Genomic DNA, 12,879 nt, shown 5'->3' on the forward strand with positions numbered 1-12,879 from the left:
ATGGTGACCCTGCGGGCATAGAAGTTTGCTGTTTGTTGACATAAGAAACCTGCTGTCGGTATGCCCAAAGTACGTGTTTCCAGGACATCCCCGGATAAGATATTAATATCTACCAATTAAGTAGGATATTTGATATATTTACCGGCTGACGAAGATAAGATTGTACAAAAAGACGAAATCCCAATGATAAAACGAACCCTTTCCAGAAGGAAATTTCTTAAAAATTCAATGATCATCACCGCTGCGACACCTGCTGTCATCAACACGGGGGCAGCGAATATCCTTTCAGGGATTAAAACCGGGGCAGAACCTGTAAAACTGACCTGGCTGGAAGAAAGCAATACCGTGCTTTCCGGCGGTTTAACCTGGGGGGTGCCCTGGCCGAAGGGGACACTTCAGCCAAACCAGAAATTTCATTTGCGTAATGTACAGAAAAAGGAGTTTGTTCTTCAATCCTGGCCACTGGCCTACTGGCCTGACGGATCTTTAAAATGGACAGGACATGCGGCGACGCAGCTGCCATCAGATGGCGCGTATACAGTGGTGCCGGGTAAAACGGAATCACAACAGGTAACACTGAGTGTGAAGGAGGGCGCAGATTCCTGGAAGATTGATACAGGTAAACTACAGTGTACCCTGAATAAATCGGGTCAGGTACTTATACCTCAGATCAGTATCAACCATCAGCCCATTGCCACTGCCGGCCTATTGGAAGCCATTATCCAGGACCAGCCTGACGACGCCTATGATCGCCCAGTGACCAGGGAAATTTTAAAAGGGAAAATTGAGAAAGTAGTACTGGAACAAAGCGGCCCTGTCAGGGCCGTTATTAAAATATCAGGTCGCCATACCTCAGAAAAACTGGCACTGCTGCCCTTCGTGGTTCGCTTCCATTTTTTTGCAGGAAGCGACGAAATTAAGATCCTGCATACCCTGATCTATGATGCAAACGAGCAGGTTCATTTTGTTAAAGGTCTGGGACTCTCTTTTGAGGTGCCACTCAAGGATGAACTGCACAACAGGCATATCCGTTTTGTGAACAGTGAAGAAGATGGAATCTTTGCCGAAGCCGTAAGGGGATTAACCGGCCTGCGGAGGGATCCAGGCACGCCATTCAGGTCAGCACAGCTCAATGGGGAGGCTACTCCGCCGGTCACTGAACTTCCCGGAATCATTGCCCGGCAATTGAAGTATATTCCGGCTTTCGGAGATTATACCTTGTTTCAGGGAAATTCTGAGGGGTTCTCTCTGCGGAAGCGGACGGGTACCGGCCATGGGTGGTTGAGTGCTGCACAGGGAAAGCGGGCCTTGGGTACGGTTTACCTGGGCAGCCCCAGGGGTGGTTTAATTGCCGGGATCAGGAATTTCTGGCAAAGTTTTCCGGCACAGCTGGACATCCGCAATGCGGCAACAGATACCGGAAAACTGAACTTGTGGCTCTGGGCCCCGGAAAGCGCTGCAATGGACCTTCGCTTTTACCACGATGGACTGGGGGAAGATGATTTTGCAAAACAGCGCGAGGCACTGGAGATTACCTATGAGGATTATGAACCCGGATTTGGTACACCCAATGGGGTGGCAAGAACAAGTGAGCTGGTCATCAAGGCGGTAAGCGCAACCCCTTCAAGGGAAGCCCTGCTGAAGGTTGCGCAGCAGATTCAACATCCGGCGACACTCCTTACAGACCATGCCTATTTGAAAAAGCAGGAGGTTTTTGGAGGGAACTGGAGTTTAACGGATCGTTCTGATGCCGCCAGGGCTGCCATTGAAGATGAACTCGACCAGTATTTTGGTTACTATCAACAACAAGTGGAGCAGCACAAGTGGTACGGGTTCTGGAACTACGGCGATTTCATGCATGCCTATGATCGTGACCGCCATACCTGGCGTTATGATGTGGGAGGTTTTGCCTGGGATAATTCTGAGCTTTCTACAGACTTGTGGTTATGGTATTATTATCTGAAAACACAGAAAAAAGATGCCTTTAGAATGGCCGAGGCCATGACCAGGCATACCGGAGAGGTGGATGTACACCATATGGGCCCTTTTGCTCCCCTGGGTTCCCGGCACAATGTCATGCATTGGGGATGCAGTGCCAAGCAACTGCGGATCAGCACTGCGGCAAACCGGCGGTTTTATTATTATTTAACGGGCGATGAGCGGGTAGGGGATTTATTGAAAGAGCAGGTGTTTGCTGCAAAAACACTGAGCCGGATTGTACCGGGGCGTAAGCTGGAAAATATCAGGAACAGTAAACAACCGGAATATACCGAGAATAAAATCCCTTCGGGTTTCGGCACAGACTGGGGATCCATTGCTGCGGCCTGGTTGACGGAATGGGAACGTACCGGGAATAAGGAGATCAGGGACCGCCTTCTCAACAGCATGAAAACTATTGCTGCACAGCCGCAGGGCTTTTTTACCGGATCAGGAGTGTTACACCTGGATACCGGGAAATTTGAGATCAGCACTTCCAAAGCTTTAAGTGTATCACACCTGAGTGCTGTATTCGGCCTGACGGAAATTGCGGCTGAGCTGATTGCATTGGTTGACCTTCCTGAGTTTACAGCGGCATGGCTGCAGTATTGCCGGTTGTATAACGCAAGTGCTGAAGAGCAGGAGAAAGAACTGGGACAAAGTCTGAAGAAGCTCAATCTCGGACAGGGGCATTCCAGGCTAACTGCGTATGCGGCATATAAGGATCAGAATCCGGAATTGGCTAAAAGGGCCTGGACAGAGTTTTATGGAGCCAGGGCGGGCATCATTCCCGGGGGATTCAAAACTGAAAAAATCAGTGGTACACAGGTATTTTATCCTGTTGAGGAAAATGCCAGCCTGTCCACCAATGGTGTGGCACAATGGGCCCTCGCTGCTATCCAATGCCTTGCCTATGTAGGGAAAGCCATATAAATAAGGTTTATCAATTCATCATACCATGATATTTTACAGAAATATACTGCGCAGTGGAATCTTTTTACTGGGTTTTTCCCTCAGCAGTTATGCACAAAAACAAGTAGAAAAGCTGGATCGCGGACTTATTGCGCTGAAAGTGGACGACCGAAAGGTGTTTTTAAGCTGGCGTTTATTAGCCAGTGACCCAAAAGATGCCACTTTTGATATTTACCGGCAGCAAAAAGGAAAAGCAAAGCTGAAATTGAACAGGAAAACCCTGGCAGCCGGAACTAATTTTACAGACAGTACCGCAAAAAGTGGTATTGCCTATACCTGGTCTGTCAAATTATCTGCTGCTGCAACTGCAGCGGAAACTGATGCCGGCTCCTCCTATTTTTTATCAAATGATAGCCGTTCGACAGGTTATTTATCTATCCCCTTACAAGTCCCTGCCCCAGGAGAGATTGATGGCAAGCCCTTTACGTATAGTGCCAATGACGCCAGTGTAGCCGATCTGGACGGCGATGGCCAGTATGAGATTATCCTGAAATGGAATCCTTCCAATGCCATAGATCCACCGCGTACCGGCTTTACAGGAAATCAGCTTTTGGATGCTTACCGGCTGGATGGAAAACTATTATGGCGCATTGACCTCGGAAAAAATATCCGGTCTGGTGCTGCCTATACCCAGTTCCTGGTGTATGACTTCGACGGTGATGGCAAAGCGGAGCTGGTGACCAAAACAGCCGATGGTACCATCGATGGCCTGGGTAAGGCTATTGGGGATCGGGAGAAAGACTGGAGAACGTATGATAAAACTTCGGGTACCTATGGGAAAATCGTTAATGGACCAGAGTATCTGAGTGTTTTCAATGGGCAAACCGGAGCCGTGATGGCAACAGTTCCTTTTATACCTGACAGATTCCCGCTCGATGGCTGGGGGGGAACGGGTGGCAATGGTGGTAATGATAGTACCGGAGGGAGGGCCGACCGCTTTACTGCAGGAGTGGCCTATCTGGATGGGAAACATCCCAGTGTGTTTTTTGTCAGGGGATGGTATGGACGTACCGTGATTGCGGCCTGGGACTGGACAAATGGGAAACTGAGCAGTCGCTGGGTTTTTGATTCGAAGGACAGGAATAACCCTTATTCCGGGATGGCAAACCACAGTGTGAGTGTGGCCGATATGGATGCTGATGGGAAAGATGAGATTTGTGTGGGTGCCATGACGGTTGATGACGATGGAAAAGGTTTGTATACAACAGGATTTGGCCATGGCGATGCCTTACATGTAGCGAAGATGAGTCCCCTGAATGAGGACGTTTCGGTGTTTGGAATCCATGAGATTGAGGATACGGTAAAAACACCGGTCAGGCCAGGTGTTGCCCTTTATGATGCGAAAACAGGGGAAACGAAATTTACGACTGGACGCAATATCGATGTGGGCAGGGGAGTCGCTGCAGATATAGATCCCGAACACCCGGGATTTGAAAATTGGGGCGGCCCCGGAGGCCTGCGTGATTTGAATGGGAAGACCATTAGTTTGCATACGCCCTCTTCTACCAACTTTCTGGTATGGTGGGACGGTGACCTGACCAGGGAACTGCTGGATAAAAACAGGATCGATAAATGGGATTGGAAAGCAGAGAAAACGGTGAACCTGCTGACTGCAGAAAACTGTGTGTCTAACAACGGGACAAAGGCAACACCTGTGTTGAGTGCCGATCTGTTTGGCGACTGGCGTGAAGAAGTGATCTGGCGGACTGAAGACAATAAGGAATTGCGTGTGTATTCAACAACGATTCCAACAAATTACCGCTTTACTACCTTAATGCAGGATCCACAATACCGTACAGCTGTAGCCGGCCAGAATGTTGCCTATAATCAGCCTCCGCATCCCGGATTTTATTTGGGAAGCGGTATGCGCCACCCATCGACTGAAAAAGTAGCCATCGTTGACCATAGGGTTAGCCCTGGCGCGCAACTTATTTTCCAGGATAATTTCGAAAGTGCGCTTGATACCAGTTTATGGCAGGTAGAGTTAAAGCCTGCTCCGGGAGAATTTGCAGGTACGCGAAATGGGAAGCTCATTTTGGAAACCGATGGTGGAGTGACGGTCTGGCTAAAGAAAAAGCTGAAAGGCAATATCAGGATCAGTTACGACAGGAAAGTGATCCTGAATGGCGGGGCAAAAGACAGGTTGTCCGACCTTAACCAGTTCTGGATGGCATCCGATCCCCAGCGCACTGATTTTTTTACACGGGACGGAAAACTGGAAGCCTATGATGACCTGAAATTATATTATGTCGGAATGGGAGGGAATTACAATAAAACCACCCGTTTCCGTAAGTATGATGGTAAGGGAAACAGAGAACTTATTGCTGAATATACTGATTCGGCACATTTACTGGAAGCAAATAAGGTGTACCATATTACCCTTGTGGTCAATCATGGAGAAGTGTCTTTTTTGGTCAACGGCCAAAAATATTTTTCTTATCAGGATCAGCAGGTACTGGAGGAGGGGTATTTCGGATTCAGGTCTACGAAATCCAATCAGGAAATTTATAACCTCAAAATTTACCAGCTGCCCTGATTCCCGGATCCATTTATTTGCGCTCATTGAAAGCAAGGATTTTTCAATTGGGATAGGATAAGGGAATCATGTTTGATCCTAATAATACTGACACTGTTTTGTTGAAGTTCTATCTGTCCGCAACCCCTTCCCAAGGCAGAACAGTTTCAGACCCAAACCAAAGCACGACAAGACGTTTTATGCTTGGTGGTCTATACTTGTACTTGCCGCGCCCAGGTGTGAAAGGCAGGTTTTGATTTTTTGCCTTGCGTAATGCGGTTATTCTATAGCTTATATTCATAATCATGCACAAAACGATGCTGTTCCCTGCTATGTGAGCAGTGGGAAGAGCTACCAGAGCAGTAAACCTGAAAGTAGTGTTAAAAAAATATCGTCCAAAAAAAATAACCACAATAAGCGTCTATCTAAATACCTTCACAGTATGAGCCAAACGAACGCAGTTATCGTGCCTGATGAAGTAGTCATGAGTAAGATTTATGTGATCCGGGACCAGAAAGTGATGCTGGACAGGGATCTTGCTGAATTGTATGGTGTAGAGACCAAAGTGTTAAAACAGGCGGTACGGCGTAATATAACCCGTTTCCCAGAAGACTTTATGTTTGAAATGACTAAAGGAGAACTGGATAATTGGAGGTCACAGATTGTGACCTCCAAAGAAGATCGTCAGGGATTGCGCTATATGCCTTTTTGTTTCACCGAACAGGGAGTAACGATGTTGTCTTATGTACTGAATAGTGAAAGAGCTATCTATGTTAATATCCAGATTATTCGTATCTATACCCGTATTCGTGAAATGGTACTGCTGCATAAAGACGTATCATTGCTGGTGGAACAGGTTGAAAAGAAGCTTCTTAAGCAGGATCAGAAAATAGAGGTATTGTTCACTTATCTGAGTAAATAATCTCCACCCCAGCACCTGCAGGGCTTCAAAATCCAGCCAGCTCGCACATGCTCGCTTCTCCCTGTCTTTTTCATCCCTCTGAAAAAAAATCCTGATTTAGTTGTCTATAATCCGTCAGCCCGACAGGCTCCTTAGGATAGGAATGAATATATTGATTTTTTTGATTCATTTGTTAAATGGTATGGGGTTTCATTAATGATCCTGTCTCAAAATAAACTGACTCAAAGTTCGTCCAGAAAGAGGAAGATATACAAATTTTGATCCTGAAGATAGGATGTCTTTATTTTAACTGTTGGTTAATGATGAATCAACGGAGGGCAGCTGTATGAAAAATACAAATCAGACTGAAATTTTCTCGATCCTGACCATGGAAATATGGAGTGTAAACGGATTTGTAATTGATCAGAAACTACCTCCATCCGGTGATTTATGTCGACTATTGTGCCGGGGCTCTGTATAAGAATTGATAATTTACGTTTTTAGGCTATTTAAAGCTTTTCTGGGCGGTTAAACGCCAGCGTTTATGTCAGGCATGCCTGTGATTATTAATTCGCTCAGAGGTCATTATATGAAGTATTTTCATTTTGTGCAAAACTAGCAATAGTTTGTGATTGGGTATATTTAGAACTGGGTAACGGTTTTAAAATTGTCCATACGTCCTCGGGCAGCCTGCGTGTCAGCTGCGAGTTGAGTCCGACTTTTGAGGGGGTAAAAAACACTAGTGATTTTTACACGGACTTTTCACGGAAATAACATACACCTGAGTCGCTCTCTGACCGAGGACGTACCGGACAGATAGCGAGTACAATTACTTAAAATATATGTTCATTTGATTTAAATTTATGATCATCATATGATATTAAAATAATTAATAATAGGCTGTCTGTTGCTTATTTGAAATTGTGATAAGCATGCAAAATCTACACCGGTTCCAGATTTAAAATCAATCTGCTTTTTTGGAGGTCTTGTATTTGCTTCCCGTTACTGTGCGAGCATCATTGATATTTTTGAGCAAGATGAATGTGGAAGAGTAAAAAATGGTGATCAATTCTCAAGCTTATTGGGAGTAAGCTTAGGATTTAAATTTGATACTTAAATATAACAAGTTATTCTTATTTATTGACATTCAGTGTTTGATAAGAAATACTACGGCCTCACACTACATCTTTATCCCGAACTCACCTGAATTAACCAGTAGGCAGCATCTGCTTTGGGTTTGCTATACCTCTCTGAAATGTTAAAGTTTTGATATTACACATCAAAGTCTACTAAATTTATAGAACTTATTGTATATTTGACACGAACTACTGGGGTGTAAACACTTAAATAGCTGTTTTTCAGTTGTTTTGTTAGATTTTTGGCTTGATGAGTTATACCCTTAACTGGACATATACAATGGAGGAAAAATGAGGCACTATTACTTTTAGATAATAAAAATCAGGGAAATACCAGTTGTATTTCCCATGATTTCGATCAGGGGACCGGAGATCAATTGGCGTTGCATCCGGTCCAGTTATTCACTTAATCATTATAAATTTATGAAAAAAACCGGAAAGTCCGGTATGGACCCCTATGCCTCTTTTTTTTCAAGAAAGGTTTCGTTAAATAGGCTCAGCACCCTAACTGTACTTATGGCCTGTGTACAGCTATCTTCAACTCTACAGGCGAAAGAACATATTCCGCCTGCTTCTGCAATCCGCAGGATGGCTGTGATCACGATTAAAGGTAAAGTAATTGATGAGAAGAATTTGCCTTTGCCGGGGGTAAGTGTCCGCCTGAAAGGTTCTTCAAAAGTGGTATCCACGAATACGGAGGGAGGGTTCGAAATCTCTTCCGATACGGAGCAGCCTGTACTGGTATTTAGTTACATTGGTTATAAGACACAGGAAGTTGTCTACAAGGGGCAGCCTTTGCTCAGCGTAAAATTGGAACAGGACCAGAGTACGCTGGATGAATTCGTTGTTGTGGGCTACGGAACACAGAAAAAAAGTGACGTATTAGGAGCGGTGGCTTCTTTTAATGCAAAAAATATTGAGGAAAAACCTATAGCCAGGGTAGAACAGGCTTTGATTGGCCAGATGCCAGGCGTCCAGGTGCGGCAGCAGACAGGTATGCCGGGTAGCGGACTCAGTATTATGGTACGCGGTGGCGGTTCCATTACTGCGGGAAATGAACCCCTATATGTAGTGGATGGCTTCCCTCTGGATGTTGCGAGCCAGAGTTCTTCCGGAGCAATAGCAGCCAGTCCGCTGGATAACCTGAGCCCCAGTGATATTGAAAGCGTACAGGTACTTAAAGATGCAGCAGCAGCGGCTATCTACGGATCCAGGGCCGCAAATGGCGTGGTGATCATCACGACCAAACGCGGGGTTAGCGGCAAGGCCAAGATCAGTTTCAATGGAGTTACGGGAATCAGCGAAGTATCGAGAAAAGTAGATGTACTGAAGGCAGATGAATGGGTGTCCATGGCCACAGAAGTCGCCAACAGCAATTGGGTGAAGTCGGGTACGGGCAGAACGGCAACCCAGACGAATGCTGAACGGGCAGCGATTTTGGGTATAGGGGCAGAGGAAATCAACGTTTCTTACATGGCCGACCCGCGCTGGAGCATCGCCGGGCATCCCGGACTGGAGTATATAGACTGGCAGGATGAAGTGTACCGTAAAGCGGCCTATCAGAAATATGAACTGTCTGCCAGCGGGGGATCGGAAAATGTCCGTTATTTTATTTCAGGGAATTACCTTGACCAAAACGGAACACTGATCAATTCCAATTATAAAAATTATGGCCTCAGGGCGAATGTGGAAGCCAATGCCAGCAAGAAATTAAAATTCGGGATTAATCTTGCCCCTTCTTATTCCATTAACAACTCTCCGCCGGCAGAGGGGAAAGATAATCAGCTGATGAAGCTGTCGCAAATGGTACCCGTAGTGGAAAGTTCAGCTGGAATCAATACGGGGGCGTATGGCAATAAAACCTATACCTGGGCAAGCGACAAACTGATCAGTCCCTATGCCTATCTGGAAACCGCTATCAATAAGATTAAAACTTCCAGGTTACTGACTTCCGTGTATGCAGATTATGAAATCGTTAAAGGCCTTTCCCTGAAGTCAACGGTCAATTATGACAATGTAGACAGGAGTACCATGAAGTACACCTCAGACCAGGTAACCGTGGGGGCGGCAGAGGCATTAATTACCAATCCGGGGCTGCTTTCTACAGGAGCTTACCTGACTTATAAAAAGCAGAATTTCCTGAATGAAAATACACTGAATTACACCACTAAAATTGCGGAAGACCATACCATTTCTGCTATTGCCGGTGTATCTTACAATATTGTACACACGGAACTCTCCAGCCTGGAAACGGCAGGTGGTTTTGCCAATAATATTGTGAAAACATTGAATAATGCCATTCCCAATGCTGCGGGCGTAACCTTAACAGGATCGACTTCAGAGAGTAACAATACGCTGTTTTCTTATTACAGCAGGTTACAGTACGCGTATAAGGATAAATACCTGTTATCGGGTACCCTCAGGAAAGATGCTTCTTCAAAATTCGGGCAGGAAAACCGCTGGGGAACATTTCCATCCGTTTCTGCAGGCTGGAGGATTTCACAGGAACCATTCTTTAAGGGGATAACCGCGGTGAATGACCTGAAACTAAGGATGAGCTGGGGTAAGTCGGGGAATAATAATATTGGTGATTACAATTCTATTGCTACACTGGTGGGTTCCAAGTATGTTTTCGGAGGAAATACGCCTACAACAGCTACGGGACAGGTGGTGTCCGGTTTAGCCAATAGCGGACTGAAATGGGAAACTTCCGGTACCTACGACCTGGGCCTGGACCTGAGTTTACTCAGGAACAGGATCAATTTCACCTTTGATGCTTACCACAAGAAAAATTCCGACCTGTTGCTGAACCTGCCTGTGTTATCGGCAAGTGGTTTTAGCTCCAGTTTGCAGAATATAGGGGCAGTGGTAAATAAGGGGCTGGAATTTAGTCTGTCTACCGTAAATGTAAATACCACAGACTTCCAATGGTCTATGAATGCCAATATAGCTTTTAATAAAAATACGGTAACCGACCTCGGCCCTACACATGCTGACATTGAGATTGCTTCTGCTTACAGCGGCAGTAATGCACCTTATCTGTTAAGGGAAGGCCTGCCCGCTTTCAGCTATTATGTGACCAGGGTTGTTGGGATCTTAACGGCAGAAGATATGGCCGATGCCACAGTTGCCAAGCTGGCGAACCAGACCGTAGGAGATGCCAAATACCTGGATGCAAATGGTGATGGTGTCATCAATGCGAAGGATAGGGTAATAGGCGGACAGCCGACACCAAAGTATACCTGGGGATGGACAAATACTTTCCGGTATAAGGATTTCGACCTGAGTGTGCAGGTGTATGGACAGCATGGTGGTTCATTGCTTTCTTACCTGGGCCGCGCAATAGATTTTTCCGGAAGCACTACCGCGAATGTTCTGGGAACATGGAGAGACCGGTGGACGACTGAAAACCAGAATGCAAATGCAGTACGTGGTAAATTCGGTGCCGCTTATACCTTCCCTCAGGTGACGTCCGACTGGATTTATTCTACTGACTTCCTGCGTGTACAGAACATTACCCTGGGCTATAACCTTAAAAAACTCATCAAGGCACCTACCATTGGTTCTGCAAGGGTATTCCTTTCCCTGGAAAACTTCTTTTCACATGATAAGTATACCGGAGGCGCAAATCCTGAAGCCCAGAATACCAATGTCAGTGGAAACACGAGTTATGCTGTGTCTGGCGATTATGGGTCTATGCCATTGAGTAAAACAGCCTCTATAGGGCTAAACTTTGGATTCTAACCTAAAACTGAACGAAATGAAGATGAAAATATACTTACTGTTGCCACTGTTGCTGATTTTGGGCAGTTGTGAAAAACAGCTGGACCAGACTCCGGTATCCAGTATTACCACAGAAAATTTTTACAGCAATAACAATGACTTTTTACAAGGGGTAAACGGCGCATATGCACAACTGAGTGCCTATCCCAGTCAGGCCCTCTGGCTCGGTGAAATGCGGAGCGATAATATCAATGCCACCTCAGATGGTAACCGCGATTGGGATGGCGTAAATAATTTTTCTCCCAATATTACCACGGTGGGTTTTATTACCAATGCCTGGAAAAATAACTTTAACGGAATTTTTAACGTAAACAATGTGCTGCAGGCACTGGAAACGAAAAGCAGTGTCATTGGGGATGAAAGCCTGGTGACCAGGTATACTGCAGAATGCAGGTTTTTGCGTGCATTTTATTATTTCCAGCTGCTTCGCCTTTATGGACAGGTTCCTATCCTTTCCTCGGTAAAAACTGCTGCTGAGGTGAATACCATTGAACGGAGTCCGGTCGCAGAAGTGTATGCATTCATTGAGGCAGACCTGAGCTATGCTGCGGCAAACTTGCCGGATAGTTATCCTGCCGCGGATGCAGGCAGGGCCACTTCTTATGCCGCAAAAGGAATATTGGGACTGGTTTACCTGACAAAATCGGGTCCCGACTATGGTGTAAACGGAGCAGGACTGGCCAGCAATGAGTATGGCAAGGCAGCGGCATTATTTGATGAAATTATCACCGGCAGTCCATATAGCTTCATCGATAATTATGCTTCCATATTTTCTTATGACAATGAGAACAATAGCGAAGTAATTTTTGATATACAGTTTGCCAGCAGTTTAAATGGTGCGGGTTTTCCATCCCATCTTGCTCCTGTAGCTTTCTGGACAGGGCAGGGGATTTCCAATAGCTATGGAAACGGTTACGGGTCGAGTACCTTTCCGGTTACGGCAAGACTGGTTAAATCGTATACCACCAATACCATAAGTGGTACTGATGTCCGTTATGCCTTTAATGTGGCAACTAGCTATACCAAAAGTCCATTCATTAAAAAGTATATTGATATCTCCAAAAAGGGAACCAATGGAACCGATTGGCCAATAAATTTCATCGTGCTGCGGTATACCGATGTTTTACTCATGAAAGCAGAATGTATCCTCCACGGTGCCGGGGGTACACAGGCAGAAGTGGACGCGATTGTCAATAGGGTACGGGCCAGGGCAGGCGTTGGGGCAGTCAGCAATGTTACGCTGGCCACCTTAATGGAGGAGCGTCAGCGTGAATTTTTAGGCGAAGGCCTGCGCTGGAATGATTTGGTCAGGGAAGGATTGGCCGTATCCAAAATGAATGAATGGAGGATTGCTGATGGCATTACCAAGATCAATGAAATTGTTCCAAACTATGTGATCTATCCGGTACCTGCAACAGAATTACAAACAACTGCAGGGCTCTATATCCAGAATCCTGGATACAATTAATCCTGCTTTTTGCACGTGTCATTTTCCTGTTTTCCGTCCGGACAGATCAGATTCCGGAACCGGAGCACAGGAAAATGATACTGATGTTAATTAAATCTATGGATTTAGTAGTAATTGTGATGTTCTT

Annotated in this window: 5 protein-coding genes; all 5 read left to right on the top strand. The window is 45.6% G+C overall.

What is annotated here, in order from left to right:
* Positions 1-183 precede the first annotated feature (183 nt).
* The 5 genes from ACSBL2_RS07040 (at position 184) to ACSBL2_RS07060 (ending at position 12,752) form a co-directional block, all read left to right on the top strand.
* Positions 184-2,910 (top strand): exo-rhamnogalacturonan lyase family protein, encoded by a 2,727-nt coding sequence (locus tag ACSBL2_RS07040; RefSeq protein ID WP_442590971.1) that lies wholly within the window; start codon positions 184-186, stop codon positions 2,908-2,910.
* A 25-nt stretch (positions 2,911-2,935) separates the two neighbouring features.
* Entirely contained in the window at positions 2,936-5,485 is a 2,550-nt protein-coding gene (locus ACSBL2_RS07045) for a rhamnogalacturonan lyase family protein (protein ID WP_442590972.1), read from the top strand.
* Between the two features lie 421 nt (positions 5,486-5,906).
* Positions 5,907-6,386: an ORF6N domain-containing protein gene (locus ACSBL2_RS07050; RefSeq protein WP_442590973.1), complete on the top strand. Its 480-nt coding sequence runs from the start codon at positions 5,907-5,909 to the stop codon at positions 6,384-6,386.
* Between the two features lie 1,538 nt (positions 6,387-7,924).
* Positions 7,925-11,245 (top strand): SusC/RagA family TonB-linked outer membrane protein, encoded by a 3,321-nt coding sequence (locus ACSBL2_RS07055; protein ID WP_442590974.1) that lies wholly within the window; start codon positions 7,925-7,927, stop codon positions 11,243-11,245.
* 22 nt (positions 11,246-11,267) lie between these two features.
* Positions 11,268-12,752, top strand: a complete 1,485-nt coding sequence (locus ACSBL2_RS07060; RefSeq protein WP_442590975.1) for a RagB/SusD family nutrient uptake outer membrane protein — start codon at positions 11,268-11,270, stop codon at positions 12,750-12,752.
* The last annotated feature ends 127 nt before the right edge of the window (positions 12,753-12,879 follow it).

The organism is Pedobacter sp. AW31-3R, assembly GCF_052180285.1.
Lineage (GTDB): Bacteria > Bacteroidota > Bacteroidia > Sphingobacteriales > Sphingobacteriaceae > Pedobacter.

Coding starts and splice junctions, on each gene's coding strand:
- ACSBL2_RS07045 (WP_442590972.1), top strand. CDS start 2,936: ATGATATTTTACAGAAATATACTGCGCAGTGGAATCTTTTTACTGGGT.
- ACSBL2_RS07055 (WP_442590974.1), top strand. CDS start 7,925: ATGAAAAAAACCGGAAAGTCCGGTATGGACCCCTATGCCTCTTTTTTT.
- ACSBL2_RS07040 (WP_442590971.1), top strand. CDS start 184: ATGATAAAACGAACCCTTTCCAGAAGGAAATTTCTTAAAAATTCAATG.
- ACSBL2_RS07050 (WP_442590973.1), top strand. CDS start 5,907: ATGAGCCAAACGAACGCAGTTATCGTGCCTGATGAAGTAGTCATGAGT.
- ACSBL2_RS07060 (WP_442590975.1), top strand. CDS start 11,268: ATGAAAATATACTTACTGTTGCCACTGTTGCTGATTTTGGGCAGTTGT.